Genomic DNA, 17,936 nt, shown 5'->3' on the forward strand with positions numbered 1-17,936 from the left:
CTACGCCCCGACCCTCCGGCGCAGCAGGGCCCGGGGCTCAGGGGGCCGCGAGCAGCTCCTCGCGCATCTCCTCGACCGCCGCGCGCACCGCGCCCAGCACGGCCTGCACGGCGGGGCGGCGCAGCAGGTCGGTGCGGGAGACGACCCAGTAGGAGACGGGAAAGGTCAGCTCGTGGGGGAGCAGCCGCACGAGGTCCCCGCAGCGCTCGGCGAGGAAGCACGGCAGCAGCCCGACCCCGGCGCCGGCGCGGGTGAGCTCCACGTGCACGACCGACGACGTCGCCCCCACGGCCTGGCGCATCCGCGGGAAGCGCTCCAGCGGGGCGGTGAGCTCGGCGACGTCCTGCATGGACGGGACGAAGTAGACCAGCGGGTGCTCCTGGACGTCCTCGGGGTCCGTGATCGGGGCGTGGGAGATGAGGTAGGTCCGGGAGGCGTAGAGGCCCAGGGAGTAGTCGGCGAGGTGGAAGGCCTCCTTGCGCGAGACCTCGGGCCGGCCCACCACGACCTCGAGGTCGATGCCCACCGGGTTGGTCTGGGCCCGGCGGGCGGCGTTGATCATCTCGACCCGCACCCCGGGGTGGGCGTCGATGAGCCGGCGCACGGCCGCGCCCATCACCACCCCGCCAAAGCCGTCGGGGGTGATCATCCGCACCACCCCGCCCACGGCGTGCCCCCGGCCGCCGGGGCCCAGCGGCAGCGCGCCGAGGGCGAGCTCGACCTCCTCGCCGGCGGCCACGAACTCCCGGCCCAGCTCGGTGGGCTCCCACACGTCCCCGGAGCGCACGAGCAGCCGGGCGCCCACGGTGCGCTCGAGGCCGGCCACGCGCCGGGAGACGGTCGTGTGGCTGAGCCCGAGCGCCCCGGCGGCCGCGGCGTAGGAGCCGTGACGGACCACCGCGAGCAGCAGGAGCAGGTCGTCGGCACCGTGCGTCACGGGGCCACCTCCGTCGTCGTCGGGCGCGGACAGTGCGGGACGTGGGCCGATGCACCTCTCCGCCGAGCATGTGCAGTTTTGCACAGGCGACGCGAGCTCCTGGTCATTGTGACCGGGCTCACCGCGGACCACACTGGGGTCAGCATGTCGTGACGACCGTCACGCCGGACCGCCACAGGAGGGCGCCATGAGCACTGAGGACCGGGTCGCCGCGAGCGCCGACCCCAACGACTCCCCCGAGAACCGGGGCGGGCTGAAGAAGGTCGTCGCCGCCTCGATGGCCGGCACGGTCGTGGAGTGGTACGAGTTCTTCCTCTTCGCCACCGCCTCGACCCTGGTCTTCGGCCAGCTGTTCTTCGTCGACACCGGCAACCCGCTGGACGGCATCCTCAAGGCGTTCCTGATCTACGCGGTGGGCTTCATCGCCCGCCCGCTGGGCGGGATCGTCTTCGGCCACTTCGGCGACAAGTACGGGCGCAAGCACCTGCTGCAGGTCTCGATCCTGATGGTCGGCATCGCCACGTTCCTCATGGGCTGCCTGCCCGGCTTCGACCAGGTGGGCTACTGGGCCCCGGCGATGCTCGTGGTCCTGCGCTTCGTGCAGGGCTTCGCGGTGGGCGGCGAGTGGGGCGGCGCGGTCCTGCTCGTGGCCGAGCACTCCCCCAACAAGGAGCGCGGCTTCTGGGCCTCGTGGCCGCAGGCGGCCGTGCCGCTGGGCAACCTGCTGGCGACCGTCGTGCTGCTGGTCCTGTCCTCCGTGCTCTCGGAGGAGGCGTTCCTGTCCTGGGGCTGGCGCGTGGGCTTCTGGCTGTCGATCATCATCGTGGCCATCGGCTACTACATCCGCACCCACGTGACGGACGCGGCGATCTTCAAGGAGGCGCAGGAGGAGTTCGTCGAGGAGAAGAAGGCCGGCTACGGCGTGGGCGAGGTCTTCCGCCGCTACCCGCGCGGGGTGTTCGGCGCGATGGGCCTGCGCTTCGCGGAGAACATCCTCTACTACGTGGTGGTGACCTTCTCGATCACCTACCTCTCCACCCAGCGCGAGGTCGACACCAGCCGGATCCTGCTGCTGCTGCTCATCGCCCACGTCATCCACGCGATCACGGTGCCGATCGTCGGCCGCTTCACCGACCGGGTGGGCCGGCGCCCGATGTACGCGACCGGCGCGGTGCTGGGCGCGGTGTGGGGCTTCATCGCCTTCCCGATGTTCGACACCGACAACAGCTTCGTCATCCTCGCGGCCGTGACCCTGGGCCTGATGATCCACGCCCTGATGTACGCCGGGCAGCCGGCGATCATGGCCGAGATGTTCCCGACCCGGATGCGCTACTCCGGGGTCTCCCTGGGCTACCAGGTCACCTCGATCGTCGCCGGCTCGCTGGCCCCGATCATCGCCACCGCCCTGCTCCGCCAGTTCGGCACCTGGGTGCCGATCTCGGTCTACATCGCGATCGCCTGCGCGATCACCCTGGTCGCGGTGGTCACCCTCCGCGAGACCAAGGGGATCTCCCTGCAGGACGTCGACGCCGAGGACCGGCGCCGTCTCGCCGAGGAGCGCTCCGCGCGGGGGACCGGGGCCTGAGCACCGCACACCCCGCACCGCCGCGCCCGTGGGCGGACCGGATCGCCGGTCCGCCCACGGGCGCGCGCCGTCGTCCCGGCTCCTTCCCGGCGCCGGGGACCCACCACTGCACACCGTCGAAAGGAAGTCCCCGACCATGAGCACCATCGCCTGGATCGGCCTCGGCCACATGGGCAATCCGATGTCCGCGAACCTCGTGAAGGCCGGCCACACCGTGCGCGGCTACGACCTCAGCGAGCCCGCCCTGGCCGCCGCCCGGGACAACGGGGTGACGACCTGCGCCTCGATCGCCGAGACCCTCGAGGGCGCCGAGGTCGTCTTCACCATGCTGCCCAAGGGCGAGCACTCCCGGGCCGTGTACCTCGGCGAGGACGGCGTGCTCGCCCACGCCCCGAAGGACGCCCTGCTCATCGACAGCTCCACGATCGACGTCGAGACCGCCCTCGAGCTGCACGCCGCGGCCGAGGAGGCCGGCTTCCGCTTCGTGGACGCCCCCGTCTCGGGCGGGATCAGCGGCGCCGCGGCGGCCACCCTGACGTTCATGATCGGGGGCAGGCCCGACGACGTCGAGGCCGCCCGCGGGCACATCGAGCCCATGGCGCGCAAGATCGTGGCCACCGGCGAGGCCGGCACCGGCCAGGCCGCGAAGATCGTCAACAACATGATGCTGTTCATCTGCCTCGAGGCCTGTGCCGAGGGCTCCGTGCTCGCCGACCGGCTGGGCCTGGACCCCCAGGTGTTCTGGGACATCGCCTCGGTGTCCTCCGGCAACTCCTGGGCCCTGCAGACCTGGTACCCCGTGCCCGGGATCGTCGACTCCGCCGCCGCCAACCACAACTTCGAGGCGACCTTCAGCGCCGCGCTCGCCGCCAAGGACGCCGGGCTGGCGCTGATGGCCGGTGAGCAGACCGGGGTGGACCTGCCCGCGGCGAAGCTCGTGGCCGAGCGGCTGCAGCGCCTGATCGACGAGGGGTACGCGGACAAGGACTGCTCCCTGATCACCAAGTACGCCGCGCCGGACGGGCGGATCCGGGGCTGGGACCCCGAGCAGGCCTGAGCGGCACGACACCACCGAACACCACGAAGGAGAGCCACCATGGAGGACACCAAGCAGGAGGCCGAGGCCCGCGCCCCGCAGGCGGCGGGCGCCGACGGGCAGGCCGCGACGGGCCCCGACGTCGAGCACGTCATCGGCGGCCGGCGCACGGCCGGGACCTCCGGGCGCACCGCGCCCGTCTACGACCCCGCGACCGGGCAGGTCGCCCGGCACGTGCACCTGGCCTCGGCCGAGGACGTCGCGACCGCCGTGGAGACCGCCGAGGCCGCGCTGCCCGCGTGGCGGGCGACGAGCCTGGCCAAGCGCAGCACGATCCTGTTCAGGGTCGAGAACATCATCCGCGAGCGCACCCCCGAGCTGGCGGCGATCATCACCGCCGAGCACGGCAAGGTCCTCTCGGACGCGGCCGGGGAGGTCGCCCGCGGCCTGGAGAACGTGCAGTTCTGCACCGGGGTCATGCACCACATGAAGGGCGAGTTCCTCGAGCAGGCCGCCACCGGGGTGGACGTCCACCAGATCCGCCAGCCGGTGGGCGTGGTCGCGTGCATCACCCCGTTCAACTTCCCGGCCATGGTGCCGCTGTGGATGATCACCACCGCGATCGCCGCCGGCAACACCGTGATCCTCAAGCCCTCCGAGCGGGACCCCTCCGCGGCGGTGTGGATCGCCGAGGCCTTCGCCGAGGCGGGGCTGCCGCCGGGGGTGCTCAACGTGGTGCACGGGGACAAGGAGGCGGTCGACGAGCTGCTGACCAACCCGCTCGTGAAGGCCGTGTCCTTCGTGGGCTCGACCCCCATCGCGAAATACATCTACGAGACCTCCGCCGCCCACGGCAAGCGCGTGCAGGCCCTGGGCGGGGCGAAGAACCACATGGTGGTCATGCCCGACGCCGACCTCGACTCCGCGGCCGACGCCGCGGTCTCGGCGGCCTACGGCTCCGCCGGGGAGCGGTGCATGGCGGTCTCGGTGCTCGTGACCGTCGGCGACGTCGCGGACCCGCTGATCGAGCGGATCAAGGAGCGCGTCGAGAAGCTCACGATCGGCCCCGGCACCGACCCGGCCTCGGAGATGGGCCCGCTGATCACCCGCCAGGCGCTCGAGCGGGTCAACGGCTACGTGGCGAACGCCCCGGCCGAGGGCGCGACCGTGGTCGTGGACGGGACGCAGCAGCACTTCGACGGGGAGGGCTTCTTCACCGGCGTCTCCCTCGTGGACCACGTGCGGCCGGGGATGAAGGTCTACGACGAGGAGATCTTCGGCCCCGTGCTCTCCGTGGTGCGGGTCGACACCTTCGACGACGCCGTGCGGCTGATCAACACCAACCAGTACGCCAACGGCACCGCCGTGTTCACCCGCGACGGCAAGACCGCCCGGGAGTTCGAGTTCGCGATCGAGGTCGGCATGGTCGGGGTCAACGTCCCGATCCCGGTCCCGATCGGCGCGTTCTCCTTCGGCGGCTGGAAGAGCTCCCTGTTCGGCGACACCCACATGTACGGGCCGGAGTCGTTCAACTTCTACACCCGCCGCAAGCTCGTCACCACGCGCTGGCCCGAGCCCTCGGAGTCGCAGATCGACCTGGGCTTCCCCACGCACTGACCCGCCGCCCCGGTCGTCCCTGGCCCGTGCCCTCCGCCCCGGAGGGCACGGGCCGGACCCGTTCCTGGGTTGTGCAGCAGTAAAACCATTGATTTTCCTGGGAGCTCCTGCAACAGTGTTGCGCATCACTTCTTCCCCGAGGAGCACCATGCGATTCCCCCGGCTCTCCCCTGCCCGCGCGGCGGCCGCCCTGGCCGTCGGCTGCCTGCTGGCCGCCCCGCTGTCCCCCGCCACCGCGTCCGTGCCCGAGGAGCACTCCGCCGAGCGGTCGACCGGGGACGTCCGGGTGACCATCAAGCGGGACCGGTGGGGCGTGCCGCACGTCTACGCCGACACGACCCGTGACCTCTTCCACGGCTACGGCTACGCCGTGGCCGAGGACCGCCTCTTCCAGATGGAGATGGCCAAGCGCTCGGTGCTGGGCACCACCGCCGAGGTGCTCGGCGAGGCGGGCACGGCGCACGACCGGCTGACCCGCGCGAACTTCGACCCGGCCGCGATCCGGGCGCAGATCGAGGCGCTGCCGCAGGAGGACCGCGACATCCTCGACGGCTACGCCGAGGGCTTCAACCGGCGCGTGCAGGAGGTCCTCGCCGATCGCGAGCAGCTGATGCCGAAGCAGTTCCTCGACCGCGGGTTCGAGCCCTCCGAGTGGACGGGCTACGACGTGGCGATGATCTGGATCGGCACCATGGCCAACCGGTTCTCGGACAGCACCTCGGAGGTCGCCAACCTGCAGGTGCGCGACCAGCTCGTCGCCGAGCACGGACCCGAGCGCGGGCAGGAGCTCTTCGACCAGATCCTGTGGACCGAGGACCCCACGGCCCCGACCACGGTGCCGCGCACCGACCACCCGCGCCCGGAGGTCCACGGGGAGATGCCCGGCGACCGCCCCGGCCGCGGCGGGGACGCCCGGGCCGACCGGGCGGGGGCCGCCGCCCCCGCGGGCCGCTCCGCCGCGCCGGAGCTCGCGCCCGTCGACCAGGACCTCGCCGACGCCGGCCTGGAGCTGATGGCCCGTCACGGCGGCGGCGACTGGCCCGACCAGCGGCCGACGGCCTCGAACCTGTGGGCCGTGGGCTCGAAGAAGTCCGCCGACGGCGGGTCGGTGCTGCTCAACGGCCCCCAGTTCGGCTGGTACAACCCCTCCTACGTCTACGGCGTGGGCCTGCACGGGGCGGGCTTCGACGTCACCGGCAACACCCCGTTCGGCTACCCGATGGTGCTGTTCGGCACGAACAAGCACATCTCGTGGGGCTCCACCGCCGGCCCGCTCGACGTCAACGACGTCTACCAGGAGCGGCTGAACCCCGAGGACCCGGACCAGTACTGGCACGACGGCGCGTGGCGGGACATGGAGGTGCGCGAGGAGACCGTGCGCGTGCGCGACGGCGAGGACCAGGTGGTCGAGGTCCGCTCGACCGTCCACGGCTTCGTCACCGGAACGGACGAGGCCAACGGCACCGCCTACACCAAGAAGCGCTCCTGGGCGGGCTCGGAGATCGAGTCGCTGCTGGCCTGGACGAAGAAGACCAAGGCCACGGACTGGGACGAGTACCTGGAGCAGGCCGAGAAGGTCGGGATCTCGATCAACTGGTACTACGCGGACGACGACGGCAACATCGGCTACGTCTCCCCCGGCCACATGCCCGACCGCCCCGAGGGGCAGGACCCGCGCCTGCCCGCCGTGGGCGACGGCAGCATGGAGTGGGAGGGCATCCGGGACTTCGCCGAGAACCCGAAGGTCTACAACCCGCGGCAGGGCTACATCGCGAACTGGAACAACCAGTCGGGCCCCGGGGCGACCGGCGACTCCGGCACCTGGTCGGACGTGGACCGGGTCAACGAGATCACCTCCCGCCTGCAGGCCCAGCGCCGGCTGACCGCCGAGCAGATGTGGGCGATCAACGAGGAGACCTCCTTCGCCGACCTCAACATCCGCTACCTGCGCCCCCACCTCGAGGACGCCGTGCGCGGGCTGCCGGCGGGCGACCCGCTGGCCGAGGACGCCCGCCTGCTGCTCGAGTGGGACGGGCAGACCCGCGACGAGGACGCCGACGGCTCCTACGACGGCCCGCAGCCGGCCATGATGCGCGCGTGGGTGGCGGCCCTGACCGAGGACGTGCTGGCCGACGACCTGCCCGAGGAGATCTACGCGAAGTACGCCGACGGCGTCTACGCCCGTCCCGGCGGCTCCGCCCGCCCGGCCGAGTCCGTGAAGCTCATCGACAACGCCCTGCAGGGCGAGGACGCCGGGGTGCCCCAGACCGTCGACCTGCTCGACGGCCGGGACGGGACCGACGTGGTCCGCGACGCCTTCGCCACGGCGGTCGCGGACCTGCGCGCCGAGCACGGCGAGGACCCGCAGCAGTGGCGGGCCGAGGCCGTTCCGCACGTCTACAGCACGAAGAACTTCATGGGCATCGACCAGGCCGGCGCCGACGAGGAGCTGCGCACCCCGGAGTACATGAACCGCGGCACGGAGAACAACCTGATCGCCCTGGACGGCGAGCACGCCCACGCCTGCACGGTCACGCCCCCGGGCCAGAGCGGGTTCATCGCCCCGGACGGCACCCGCTCCCCGCACTACAGCGACCAGCTGGCGATGTACACGGCCTTCGGCTGCAAGGAGGAGAACCTCTTCCCCGAGCAGGTCGAGCAGAACACGGAGAGCGTCACGCACCTGGACTGATCCTCACCGGCTCGACGACGCCCGGTCCGCCCCCCTTCCCCGGCAGGAGGGGACGGACCGGGCGCCGTCGTCCCCCTGCTGCCCGCCGGCGCTCAGAGGGCGGAGGCCACGAGCAGGGCGAGGCCGGTGGCGCCGAGGGCGAGCGCGGCCACCAGGTGGGCCCGGGGCACGAAGGGCGCCCGGTCCGATCCGCCCTCCTGCTCCCGGTGGCGCTGGACGACCCGCTCGACCTGGTCCAGCGCCCACGTCAGCTCCTCGCGCGCCGGGGCGCCCTGCCCCGGGTGGACGGCCGCGTGCGAGCAGATCGTGCCGTAGGAGCTCTCGAGGTCCACGTGCAGCGCGTCGAGGCCCTGGCGCACCCACCGCCGCCGGCGCGCGGAGAGCCAGCGCCGCGCCGCCTGCACCGTCAGCCAGCCCACCGCCACGACCAGCGCCGCCGCTCCTGTGATCCACATCACCACGCCCCCCATGATGCCCCACGCCCCGGCATCCGGCCACGGGCGTCTGCGCACGCAGCGCCGAGTCCGGCCCGCCCAGCTGCGCTCACGACCACGAGTGGGCCCGTCAGCCCGAGGTTCAGCGCGCTTCGACGTGCACCAGTCCGCTCAAGTGTCTGAAGTCGTCGACGTTCCTGGTGACCAGGACGCGGCTGTGCGCCAAGGCGGTGGCGGCGATCATCTTGTCGACGACGCTGCTCCTGGGCGATCCACCGTTCCGGAGGACTTCCTCCGAGACCACCTGGAACGCCAGAGCGCAACGGTCGTCGTAAGGGATGCCGGCACCGAAGGCCGCCCTCGTCCTGGCGATTCGCTCCTCGCGCGCCACACGCTCCGGGGATCCAGCAGCGGCGGTCGCCACGCCCATGTGCATCTCCGAGAAGGAGAGCGAGCTGATCACCATGCCGCTGAATTCCCTCAGGTCCGGCCTGCGCTCGCCAGTGCTCAGGAGGGCTATCAGGATGTTGGTGTCGAGCAGCGCCTTCATCGACCAGCCGAAGGATCGTCGGTAGTGGTGCGTCGGCGGTCCTCCTCCAGCTCCGCCGCCCAGCCACCGTCGTCCGTGGGCAGAGGGGCCATGAGCCTGTCGACCTCGTCCGCGCTCAGCTCCCGGGGCTGCTCACTGGACAGCGCCCGGATGGCAACCTCTCCGAGGACGGGTGGGATGGAGGGCTCCGGGCCCGCGAGCGACGTCGACGTGGCGATGTACCCCTTGGGGCGACGTTCGCCGCTCAGGATGAGGGCCCGCGGCGCCCTGGTGGCCTGCGCGCGGCGGAGCAGGCTCCGAGACTTGGCGTGACCACGGTCCAGGCTCATGGCGTTCGTCCTCTCGGCTCACCGGCAGGAGGCGTTCGTGCTCCCGCCGCTCCTTCGAGCGTAGAGACATGAACTGGGACGGACCAGAGCGATCGCCGTCCGGTGCACGGGGTGGGCGGCATCTCGCTACGATGGGGGGACTCCCCGCCCCCGATCCGACGGAGATCCCCGTGAGAACCCTCGTGGCCTGGCTGCTGGTCGCCGCCCTGGTGCTGACCTCGGCGGGGGTGCTGCTGACCTCGATCGGGATCGGCGAGTGGCTGCCGGTCGTGGCGCTGGCCGCGCTCGCCTACGCGGGCACGTTCTCCCTCTACCGCCGCTGGCGGGAGAGGCTCGAGCGTCCGGAGGAGTGAGCGCCCCGGCGTCGTCGCCCTTCCCCCGCCGTGGGGTGGTGCCCGGCGGAGCGGAGGGGGCTCAGGAGAAGTCGGCCTTGACGAGCAGCACGTGCACGCCCAGCGGACCGCCGCCGACGCGGCAGGTCGAGAACTCGGCCGTGGCCGCGAGGTAGGCCTGGGCGATCGTGCGGTCCATCCGCTGGTCGCCCTCGAGGAAGTCCAGTCCCGCGGCCATCGCCCGGCGCATCGCCCCGGTGAGCCGGTAGGGGTGCTCCGCGTCCCCGGCCTCCGGGGCGCCGACGGCGACCCAGTGCGTGCCCGTCTCGGCGAACGCGTGCCGGGCGGTCACGGCCGGCACGCCGGCCTCGCCGGGCCGGCACAGGCTCAGCCGCAGCACGTCGGCGGCGTCCGGGTCCTCGGGGGTGAACACCGCGCCCTCGGTGCGCACGGGCAGGTACAGCGCGGTGCCGGCGGCCTCGTCCTCGACCTTGAGGACCTGGCCCGGTCGTGCCCCGTCCAGCAGCACCGATCCCGGCCCGGGCTCGGTGCCGGCGGGGTCCAGGCGGCCCCACGGCAGCCGTTCGGGCGCCGGGGGCTCCAGGGCCCGGCGCACGCCGAGCCCGGAGGAGGGGTGGGCGGCCATCGCCGCGGCCGTGGCGGCGGAGACCGTCCGGCGGGGCGCCGGCCCGTCCGCGGCGTCGCCGTCGATGACGCGCAGGGCGGGGCGGCGCGGCGCGCGCGCTCCGGGGCCGGCGCGGTGGTCGGCGGGATCGGTCATCGTGGTCTCCTCGGGGGCAGGTCGAGCGGGGTGCTCGGAACTGTATGGAGATCGTGTTTCCGCGCCGCGCTCCGGGGGTTTCCGGCTCGTGACGCATGCCACCCGCCCATGATGCCCGGGCGGGGCCAACGTGTAGCACTGTTGCGTCGTCCTGTTGCGTCGTCGTCGCAGTCCGACCGGATCACCCGATGGCCTGCGGGCACCGTCCGGGGGTCCTGCGGGGACCGGTTCCCGCCGGGGCCGTCACCGGTGGGCGGGACACCGGGGCCCGCAGCGCGGGCCGCCGTGACCCGCCCCACCCGGCGGCATAGCCTGGCGGGATGGAAGTCCACAAGGCCCAGGCGTTCCTGGCCGTCGCCGAGGAGCTGCACTTCGGGCGGGCGGCCCAGCGCCTGCACATGGCCCAGCCCCCGCTGAGCCGGCTGATCCGCCAGCTCGAGTCCGAGCTCGGGGCGGCGCTGTTCGACCGCAACACCCGGCACGTGGCCCTCACCCCGCAGGGCGAGGCGCTGCTGGAGCCGGCCCGCGAGCTCGTGATGCTCTCCCAGCGGATGAAGGACGTGGTGCGCCGCTCCCAGGACGGGGAGATCGGCCGGGTCCGGCTGGGCTTCGCCGGGGCCTCCGTGAACCAGGCGGTGGGCGAGCTCGCCCGGCAGGTGCGCCGCCGCCACCCGGGGCTGAGCCTGGAGCTCTACAGCTCCCAGTTCTCCCACCTCGGGCTGGAGCGCGTCCTCGACGACTCCCTCGACCTGCTCATCGGCCGCTGGGACTTCCTGCCGGCGGGGATCGACTCCCGGCTCATCGCGATCGAGGAGCTGCTCATCGCGCTGCCGGAGAACCACCGGCTCGCCGAGCGGGAGGCGGTGGCCGCCGAGGACCTCGCCGAGGAGGCCTGGCTGGTCCTGCCGGGCGGGGCGGGGGCGACCCTGCCGAACCGGCTGAACACCCTGGCCATGAACGCGGGCTTCGTCCCGCGCATCGTCCAGGTCGCCCCGGACTCCTGGACGCTCATCGTGCTGGTCGGCGCGGAGATGGGCATCTCCCTCATCCTCTCCAGCGTCCGGGACAACGTGCCCTCCCGGGGCGTGGTCTACCGGCCGCTGGTGGCCGAGCAGAAGCCGGTGGAGGTGCGGATGATCTGGCGGCGCGGGGACGGCAGCCCCGCGCTGCGCTCGGTCGTCGAGCTCTCGCGCACGGTCTTCCCGGGCCCCGGGGCGGAGCCGGACCCCGGGGAGGACCCGGGACCCGGCGCCGCACCGGCCTGAGCCGGCTCAGCTGAACGCGGAGATCCCGGTGACGTCGCGGCCCACGAGCAGGGCCTGGACAGAGTCGGTGCCCTCGTAGGTGGAGACGACCTCCATGTCCGTCAGGTGCCGGGCGATGTGGTGCTCGAGCAGCAGTCCGTTGCCGGCCAGCAGCTCACGGGCCTCGTTGCAGATCCACTTGCCCTTCTGCGAGGTGGACATCTTCACCATCGAGGCCATCGCGGTGCTCAGCTGCCCCGCGTCGGCCAGCTCCGCCATGCGGTCGCACAGCAGCTGCATGGTGGTGAGCTCGCTGAGCATGTTGGCCAGCCGGGCCTGGACCAGCTGGTAGCCGCCGATCGGGCCGCCGAACTGGTTCCGGCGGGTCGCGGCGTAGTCGGCGGCGATCTCGAAGGCGGCCATCGCGTGGCCCACCGCCTCCCACGAGGCCCCGCCGCGGGTGGCCTGCAGCACCCGGGAGACGTCCGTGAAGGAGTCGCAGTGGGCCAGCCGGTTCGCCGCCGGGATCCGCAGGTCCTCGATGACGATGTCGGCCTGCTGGATGGCGCGCTTGCCGATCTTGCCGGTGATCCTCTCCGGGGCGTAGCCGGCCGGGTGGTTGCCCTGGTCGTCCTTCTCCACGACGAAGGCGTTGACCTGCCCGTCGGCGGTGCTGCGCGCGAAGACGACGACGACGTCGGCCGCGTCGCCGTTGCCGATCCAGCGCTTGTGCCCGTTGAGCACCCACTCGTCGCCCTCCCGGCGGGCGGAGGTCTCCAGGGCCACCGAGTCGGAGCCGTGCTCGGGCTCGGTCAGGGCGAACGCCCCGGTCCTCTCCAGCCGGGCCATGGCCGGCAGCCAGCGCTCCTTCTGCTCCTCGGAGCCGAGCATGTTGATCGTGCCCATGCACAGGTTGGCGTGCACGCCCAGGAAGGTGTTGATGCTGCCGTCCACCCGGGCCATCTCCCGGGCCACCATCCCGGCGGCCTTCCGGGACATCCCGGGGCAGCCGTGGCCCTGGATGGTGGTGCCCACGATCCCCAGCTCGGCCAGCCCGGGCAGCAGCTCCCAGGGGAACTCGGCCCGCTCCCAGTAGTCGTTGATGATCGGCTGCACCCGCTCCTGGGCGAAGATCCGGACCCTGTCGCGGATCGCGAGCTCCTCGGGGCTGAGCTGGTCGTCGAGGCGGAAGTAGTCCGAGCTCGCCCGGCCGCGGCGCACGGCGGCCGGATCGGTGCGCTCGGCGGCGGCGGGGGCGGTCGAGATCGTGGTCATGGTCGGTCCTCTCGTCGGGAGGCCCCGGCGGTCCGCGGCAGTGCCGGCGGGACGGGGGCGTCGGTGGGAGCGTCGGTGGGGCGGGGATGGTGGATGCGGGCAGGGTCGCCGAGGGCGGCGTCGTCGTCGGGGTCGGGATCGGCGGCAACGGCGCCGTCGGTCCGGTCGGGGACGGCAGGGTCGGGCCCGGTGGGCCCGGGCGCGGCGGCCGGTGCGGGCCGCCGGGGCGTGCGCAGGGCGACCAGCACGGCGAGCCCGGCCAGGCCCAGCGCGGGGAAGATCAGCCCGGGGGCGTCGAGGGCGTGGGCGAGGGAGACGGCGGAGTAGCCGAGGGCCATCGCGAGGAAGCGGATCATGTTGTGCAGCCCGACCGCCGTGCCGGAGCGCCCGGCCGGGGAGAGCAGCAGCTCGGTGGCGGCGGCGCTCTGCGCGCAGGCGATGCCCGCGCCGGCGACCACGAGGCCGGTGATCACCACGGCCACGACCACCCAGGCGTCCACGCCCAGGCGGGCGGCGACGGTCGCGGTCGTGAGCACCGGGGCTGCCAGCACGACCAGCGCCACGCCGCGGCCCAGCTGCACGCCGCTGCCGTGACGGCGGCCCAGCCGGGTCGCGAGCGGGCCGGTGGCCGTCATGGCGAGGGCGAGGGTGAGCACCACCAGGCCGATCTGCGCGGGGGCGAGGGCCAGCTCGGCGGCCAGGAACAGCGGGGTGGCCACGATCGCGACCGCCATGGCGCCCATGGCCAGTCCCGCCCCGGCCGCGGCGGTGCGGTAGCCGGGCCCGCGCAGCAGGGCCGGCTCCAGCAGCGGCCGGGGCGCGGCGGGGTCCGCGGCGGCCCGGCGCGAGCGGCGCCGGGACAGGTGCACGAACAGCACCCACCCGGCCGCCGCGGGGACCACCAGCAGGCCCACGCCGGCCCACGGCCCGTTCTGCCCGGCCAGCACCACAGCGCTCGCGGTGGCCGCGCAGCCGACGACGAGCCAGCTCAGCGCGGCCACGTGCAGGGGCGGGCGCCCCCGGGGGACGCCCGGCATGGCCGCGGCCAGGGCGGCCATGAGCACGAGCACCAGCCCGGCGTGGACGAGGAAGACCCAGCGCCAGCCCAGCGCGTCCGTGATGAACCCGCCGAAGGGCGGGCCGACCGCCTGGCCCAGGCCGATGGCCGAGGCCCACGTGCCCATGGTGCGGGCGGTGCGGTCGGGCCAGGCGGTCACCAGGGCGGTCTGCACGCACGGCGGGATCGCGCTGCAGGCCGCCCCCTGCACCGCCCGGGCGGCCACGAGCATCCCCAGCCCGCCGGCGGCCGCGGCCGCCAGCTCGGCCAGGACCATCACGGCCAGGGCGGCGAGCAGGAACGGCTTGGCGCCCAGCCGGTCGCCGAGCCAGCCGGAGACCGGCACGGTCGTGGCCATCGCGACCGTGAACGCCGCCACGGCCAGGACCGCCTGCTCCGCCGTGAGGCCGAGGTCGGTGCGGATCACCCACAGCGGGGCGTTGACCACGGCGGAGGACATCGTGCCCAGCGCCGTGGTCGCCAGCAGGGCCGGGTAGGCGATCCGCCCCGGCCCGGGCCGGCGCGTGCGCGGGCTCATGCACGCCTGCCGCCCGCCCCGGCGGGAGCGGACTCCTCCCCGGGCTGCGGGGTCTCGAGGGCGAGCAGCACCTCCCGCACGGCCGGGGGCAGCGGGGTCGCGGAGCCGGTGGCCGGGTCCGTCTGGACGAGCACGGTGCGGGCCCGGGCGGCCACGGTCCCGTGCTGGTGCAGCTCGTAGGCCACGGTGTAGGAGGAGCCCCCGACCCGGGCGACCCACACCCGGGCGGTGAGCGCCGGTCCGTGGTCGATGGGCCGCAGGTAGTCCAGGTGCAGGGAGGCGACCACCCGCGGGCGGGCCGGGTCCGGGATCCCGTCCTCCCCGAGCCACCGGGCCACGGCCGCCAGGCGCGCCTCCTCCAGGAGGGTGACGACCCGGGCGTTGTTCACGTGCCGGTTCAGGTCCTGGTCGGACCAGCGCACGGGCAGCTCGGTGGTGAAGACGCTGCTCACGACGCCTCCCGCACGGCCGCGCCGGCCACCGCGCCGACCGGGCGCCCGGCGGCGAGCCAGGCGAGCACGCGCTCGCGGTCGCCGTCCAGCGCCGGCGGGGCCTGGCCGTAGTCGACGGGGGTGCGGCTGAAGGAGGCCGGGTGGCGCACGGTCGGGATCCGCCGCTCCCCGGTGCCCGCGACCGCGACCGGCTCGAGGCCGAGGTCGGCGGCGAAGCGGACCCCCTCGTCCACGCCGAGGATCGGGGCGCAGGGCACCTTGACGGCCATGAGCCGCTCGAACCAGTCCTCGGCGTCGCGCGCGGCGAGGCGCTCGATCATCAGCTCGCGCAGCTGCGCCCGGTTCGCGTTGCGGGCGGCGACGGTCGCGAACCGCTCGTCCGCCGCCAGCTCGGGGGCGCCCAGGCAGGTGCACAGCCGGGCGAACTGGGCGTTGTTGCCCACCGCGATGACCAGTTCCTTGTTCCGGGCCGGGAACGGCTCGTAGGGGTAGAGGCTGGGGTGCTCGTTGCCCATCCGGGTGGGCACGGTGCCGCCGGCCACGAACGCGGCGGTCTGGTTGACCAGCCCCGACAGCGCCGAGGAGAGCAGGTTCAGCTCCACGTGCTGGCCGAGCCCGGAGGCCCGGCGCTCGTGGTGGGCGCCCAGGACGCCGACGGCGGCGTGCAGCCCGGTGATCACGTCGAAGAGCGCGACCCCGGCCCGGTAGGGCTCCCCGTGCTGGCTGCCGGTGAGGCTCATCATCCCGGACAGCGCCTGGGCGAGCAGGTCGTAGCCGGGCAGCTGCGCCCCGCCGTCGGTGCCGAAGCCCGTGATGGAGGCGTAGACGATGTCGGGCCGCCAGGCGCTGACGCTCTCGTAGTCCAGGCCCCACCGGGCCAGGCCGCCGGGCTTGAAGTTCTCCACGAGGATGTCGGCGCGCGCCACGATCTGCTCCACGAGCCCGAGGTCGCCGGGGTCGTCGAAGTCCAGGGCGATGGAGTACTTGTTGCGGTTGACCGACAGGAAGAAGGTGCTCTCCCCGTCGCGCTGCGGGGGCACCCAGGCGCGGGCGTCGTCCCCCGCGGCGCTCTCGACCTTGATGACGGTCGCGCCCATGTCCGCCAGCAGCATGGTGCAGTAGGGCCCGGCCAGGACCCGGCTGAGGTCGGCGACCACCACCCCGGCGAGCGGGCCCGTGCCGGGGCGCCCGAAGATCTCCTGCAGCAGGTCGGTGTGCGTGGACTGGTCCATGGTCGTCTCGTCTCCTCGTCGGTGCGGCGCGGCACCCGCAGGTGCGGCGCGGGGTGTCTGGGGCGGGCTCTCAGCCGGCCGCGTACTCGTACCAGCCGCGCCCGGACTTGCGCCCGTGGTGGCCCTGCTCGTAGAGCCGGGTCACGGAGGGGTGCGGCAGGTCGTCGGGGTCCCCGGTCTGCTCGTGGGCGGCCATGCGGATCAGGTAGGCGACGTCGATGCCGACGAGGTCCATCAGCTCGAACGGGCCCATGGGGTGGCCCAGGGCGGTGCGGGCGGCGACGTCGATGTCCTCGAAGGACGCGACCCCGGCCTCCTCGAGCCGCAGCGCCTCGTCGCGCAGCGCCCCGAGCAGCCGGTTGGCCACGAACCCGGGGACCTCCCGGTTCAGCCGCACGGGCTGCTTGCCGATCCGCCGGGCCAGCTCGAGGGTGGTCTCCACCGTGGCGTCGGAGGTCTGCGGGCCGCGGACCACCTCGACGCAGGCCATGACGAGGGCGGGGTTGAAGAAGTGCATGTTGCACACCCGGTCCGGCCGGTCCGTGGCGTCCACGAGCAGGGACGAGGGGATGGTGGAGGAGTTCGTCGCGAGGATCGCGTGGGCGGGGGCGGCCTCGTCGAGCTCGGCGAACAGCCGGCGCTTGACGTCGAGGCGCTCGACGGCGGCCTCGAGCACGAAGTCGGCGGTGCGGGCGGCCGCCGAGGTGTCGGTGGTCCACGCCATGCGGGCGAGGGTCTGTTCGACCTCCTCCCGGGTGCGCCGGCCCTTCTCGGCGAGGCGCCCGAGGCGGCGGCGGGCCTCCTCCCGGGAGCGCTCGAGGGCGGCGGGGTCGAGGTCGCTGGTGGTCGTGTCGTAGCCGGCCAGGGCGAACACGGCGGCGATCTGGGTGCCCATCGTCCCGGATCCCACGACGAGGACGCGGCGGACGGAGTCGATGCTGGGCTGGGGGTTCATGGTTCTCCTTGAAGCGGACCCGCGGGTCCGGTGCGGTGACTGGGTGCGGGGTGCGGGGTGCGGGGTGCGGGGTGCGGGGTGCGGGGGCGGGACGGCCGGTCAGCCGGGGAAGCGGGCCGGGCGCTTCTCGAGGAAGGCGGCCGCCCCCTCGGCCTTCTCGTCGGCGGCGTAGAGCAGGGACTGGGCCAGGCGCTCGAGCAGCAGCCCGGTGCGCTGATCGGTCTCGGCGCCGTGGCGGACCACGAGCTTGGCCATCCGCACGGCCAGCGGGCCCTTCGCGAGGATCGTCGCGGCCGTCCCCAGGGCGGCGTCCAGCAGCTCGGGGCCGGGCACCACGGAGGTGACGAGGCCGATGCGCAGCGCCTCCTCGGCGTCGACGAGGCGGCCGGTGAGGATCAGCTCCTGCGCCCGGCCGAGCCCGACCAGCCGGGACAGCCGCTGGGTGCCGCCCGCCCCGGGGATGATCCCCAGGTTCGCCTCGGGCAGCCCGAACCGGGCGCCGCCCGCGGCGATGCGGATGTCGCAGGCCATCGCGAGCTCGGTGCCCCCGCCCAGGGCGAAGCCGTTGACGGCCGCGATCGTGGGCAGCTCGAGGTCCTCGATCCGGTCCCACAGCCGCTGCATCCGGGCCCGCAGCCCGTCCCGCAGGGTGTAGCCGACCAGTTGGGAGATGTCGGCGCCGGCCACGAAGGCCTTCTCCCCGGCGCCGGTGAGCACGACGGCGCGCACGTCCGTGCGGCGCTCGCACTCGTCGAGGGCGGCCTCGAGGCCGTCCAGCACGGCCGCGTTCAGGGCGTTGCGCACCTCGGGGCGGTCGACGGTGACGACGGCGACCTGGTCGCGGACCGCGAGGTCGACGACCCGGGTGTCGGCGGGGGTGGTGGTCATGA

General features: G+C 73.8%; 17 protein-coding genes. 6 read left to right on the forward strand and 11 right to left on the reverse strand.

Annotated elements, in window-relative coordinates; genetic code table 11:
- Positions 1–37: 37 nt before the first annotated feature.
- The gene (locus AS188_RS02205; protein ID WP_058857468.1) at positions 38–937 is read right to left on the reverse strand and encodes a LysR family transcriptional regulator; all 900 of its coding nucleotides are present in this window, start codon (positions 935–937) and stop codon (positions 38–40) included.
- A 187-nt stretch (positions 938–1,124) separates the two neighbouring features.
- Here AS188_RS02205 and AS188_RS02210 point away from each other — a divergent pair, with 187 nt between their 5' ends.
- The 4 genes from AS188_RS02210 (at position 1,125) to AS188_RS02225 (ending at position 7,867) form a co-directional block, all read left to right on the forward strand.
- Entirely contained in the window at positions 1,125–2,522 is a 1,398-nt protein-coding gene (locus AS188_RS02210; protein ID WP_058857469.1) for an MFS transporter, read from the forward strand.
- A 136-nt stretch (positions 2,523–2,658) separates the two neighbouring features.
- Complete coding sequence (gene mmsB / locus AS188_RS02215) at positions 2,659–3,579, forward strand: 3-hydroxyisobutyrate dehydrogenase (RefSeq protein ID WP_058857470.1); 921 nt, start codon at positions 2,659–2,661, stop codon at positions 3,577–3,579.
- A gap of 39 nt (positions 3,580–3,618) precedes the next feature.
- On the forward strand, positions 3,619–5,175 hold the full coding sequence (locus AS188_RS02220; protein WP_083529169.1) for a CoA-acylating methylmalonate-semialdehyde dehydrogenase: 1,557 nt from the start codon (positions 3,619–3,621) through the stop codon (positions 5,173–5,175).
- A gap of 148 nt (positions 5,176–5,323) precedes the next feature.
- The gene (locus tag AS188_RS02225) at positions 5,324–7,867 is read left to right on the forward strand and encodes a penicillin acylase family protein (RefSeq protein WP_058857471.1); all 2,544 of its coding nucleotides are present in this window, start codon (positions 5,324–5,326) and stop codon (positions 7,865–7,867) included.
- A 92-nt stretch (positions 7,868–7,959) separates the two neighbouring features.
- Here the strand turns inward: AS188_RS02225 and AS188_RS02230 are convergent, their stop codons facing one another.
- The 3 genes from AS188_RS02230 to AS188_RS02240 form a co-directional block, all read right to left on the reverse strand.
- The gene (locus tag AS188_RS02230; RefSeq protein ID WP_147050641.1) at positions 7,960–8,328 is read right to left on the reverse strand and encodes a hypothetical protein; all 369 of its coding nucleotides are present in this window, start codon (positions 8,326–8,328) and stop codon (positions 7,960–7,962) included.
- 115 nt (positions 8,329–8,443) lie between these two features.
- A complete protein-coding gene (locus tag AS188_RS02235) occupies positions 8,444–8,851 on the reverse strand; it encodes a PIN domain-containing protein (protein WP_058857473.1) in 408 nt (135 codons plus the stop codon).
- Entirely contained in the window at positions 8,848–9,180 is a 333-nt protein-coding gene (locus AS188_RS02240) for a hypothetical protein (RefSeq protein ID WP_058857474.1), read from the reverse strand. The genes AS188_RS02235 and AS188_RS02240 overlap by 4 nt, the downstream gene beginning before the upstream one ends.
- Before the next feature lie 170 nt (positions 9,181–9,350).
- Between AS188_RS02240 and AS188_RS02245 the strand changes: the two genes are divergently transcribed.
- Positions 9,351–9,533 (forward strand): hypothetical protein, encoded by a 183-nt coding sequence (locus AS188_RS02245; protein WP_058857475.1) that lies wholly within the window; start codon positions 9,351–9,353, stop codon positions 9,531–9,533.
- Positions 9,534–9,594: 61 nt separating this feature from the next.
- Here the strand turns inward: AS188_RS02245 and AS188_RS02250 are convergent, their stop codons facing one another.
- A complete protein-coding gene (locus AS188_RS02250; RefSeq protein ID WP_058857476.1) occupies positions 9,595–10,293 on the reverse strand; it encodes a hypothetical protein in 699 nt (232 codons plus the stop codon).
- Positions 10,294–10,613: 320 nt separating this feature from the next.
- Between AS188_RS02250 and AS188_RS02255 the strand changes: the two genes are divergently transcribed.
- On the forward strand, positions 10,614–11,558 hold the full coding sequence (locus AS188_RS02255; RefSeq protein WP_058857477.1) for a LysR family transcriptional regulator: 945 nt from the start codon (positions 10,614–10,616) through the stop codon (positions 11,556–11,558).
- 6 nt (positions 11,559–11,564) lie between these two features.
- On the opposite strand, the gene AS188_RS02260 is transcribed toward AS188_RS02255, so the two are convergent.
- From AS188_RS02260 to AS188_RS02285, 6 genes are all read right to left on the reverse strand, one after another.
- A complete protein-coding gene (locus AS188_RS02260) occupies positions 11,565–12,812 on the reverse strand; it encodes an acyl-CoA dehydrogenase family protein (RefSeq protein ID WP_083529170.1) in 1,248 nt (415 codons plus the stop codon).
- Entirely contained in the window at positions 12,809–14,407 is a 1,599-nt protein-coding gene (locus AS188_RS02265; RefSeq protein WP_058857478.1) for an MFS transporter, read from the reverse strand. The genes AS188_RS02260 and AS188_RS02265 overlap by 4 nt, the downstream gene beginning before the upstream one ends.
- Positions 14,404–14,859: an acyl-CoA thioesterase gene (locus AS188_RS17080; protein WP_058857479.1), complete on the reverse strand. Its 456-nt coding sequence runs from the start codon at positions 14,857–14,859 to the stop codon at positions 14,404–14,406. Before AS188_RS17080 ends, AS188_RS02265 begins: the two co-directional genes overlap by 4 nt.
- Complete coding sequence (locus AS188_RS02275; protein ID WP_058857480.1) at positions 14,856–16,091, reverse strand: CaiB/BaiF CoA transferase family protein; 1,236 nt, start codon at positions 16,089–16,091, stop codon at positions 14,856–14,858. The genes AS188_RS17080 and AS188_RS02275 overlap by 4 nt, the downstream gene beginning before the upstream one ends.
- Positions 16,092–16,161: 70 nt before the next feature.
- The gene (locus AS188_RS02280; RefSeq protein WP_058857481.1) at positions 16,162–17,046 is read right to left on the reverse strand and encodes a 3-hydroxyacyl-CoA dehydrogenase family protein; all 885 of its coding nucleotides are present in this window, start codon (positions 17,044–17,046) and stop codon (positions 16,162–16,164) included.
- A 99-nt stretch (positions 17,047–17,145) separates the two neighbouring features.
- The gene (locus AS188_RS02285; RefSeq protein WP_058857482.1) at positions 17,146–17,934 is read right to left on the reverse strand and encodes an enoyl-CoA hydratase/isomerase family protein; all 789 of its coding nucleotides are present in this window, start codon (positions 17,932–17,934) and stop codon (positions 17,146–17,148) included.
- Positions 17,935–17,936 lie beyond the last annotated feature (2 nt).

The organism is Kocuria flava (assembly GCF_001482365.1).
GTDB lineage: Bacteria > Actinomycetota > Actinomycetes > Actinomycetales > Micrococcaceae > Kocuria > Kocuria flava.

What these genes read in the sequence shown, in the direction of transcription:
- AS188_RS02255 (WP_058857477.1), top strand. Translation starts at nt 10,614, where the DNA reads ATGGAAGTCCACAAGGCCCAGGCGTTCCTGGCCGTCGCCGAGGAGCTG.
- AS188_RS02220 (WP_083529169.1), top strand. Translation starts at nt 3,619, where the DNA reads ATGGAGGACACCAAGCAGGAGGCCGAGGCCCGCGCCCCGCAGGCGGCG.
- mmsB (WP_058857470.1), top strand. Translation starts at nt 2,659, where the DNA reads ATGAGCACCATCGCCTGGATCGGCCTCGGCCACATGGGCAATCCGATG.
- AS188_RS02210 (WP_058857469.1), top strand. Translation starts at nt 1,125, where the DNA reads ATGAGCACTGAGGACCGGGTCGCCGCGAGCGCCGACCCCAACGACTCC.
- AS188_RS02235 (WP_058857473.1), bottom strand. Translation starts at nt 8,851, where the DNA reads ATGAAGGCGCTGCTCGACACCAACATCCTGATAGCCCTCCTGAGCACT.
- AS188_RS02275 (WP_058857480.1), bottom strand. Translation starts at nt 16,091, where the DNA reads ATGGACCAGTCCACGCACACCGACCTGCTGCAGGAGATCTTCGGGCGC.
- AS188_RS02285 (WP_058857482.1), bottom strand. Translation starts at nt 17,934, where the DNA reads ATGACCACCACCCCCGCCGACACCCGGGTCGTCGACCTCGCGGTCCGC.
- AS188_RS02225 (WP_058857471.1), top strand. Translation starts at nt 5,324, where the DNA reads ATGCGATTCCCCCGGCTCTCCCCTGCCCGCGCGGCGGCCGCCCTGGCC.
- AS188_RS02280 (WP_058857481.1), bottom strand. Translation starts at nt 17,046, where the DNA reads ATGAACCCCCAGCCCAGCATCGACTCCGTCCGCCGCGTCCTCGTCGTG.
- AS188_RS02265 (WP_058857478.1), bottom strand. Translation starts at nt 14,407, where the DNA reads ATGAGCCCGCGCACGCGCCGGCCCGGGCCGGGGCGGATCGCCTACCCG.
- AS188_RS02250 (WP_058857476.1), bottom strand. Translation starts at nt 10,293, where the DNA reads ATGACCGATCCCGCCGACCACCGCGCCGGCCCCGGAGCGCGCGCGCCG.
- AS188_RS02240 (WP_058857474.1), bottom strand. Translation starts at nt 9,180, where the DNA reads ATGAGCCTGGACCGTGGTCACGCCAAGTCTCGGAGCCTGCTCCGCCGC.
- AS188_RS02260 (WP_083529170.1), bottom strand. Translation starts at nt 12,812, where the DNA reads ATGACCACGATCTCGACCGCCCCCGCCGCCGCCGAGCGCACCGATCCG.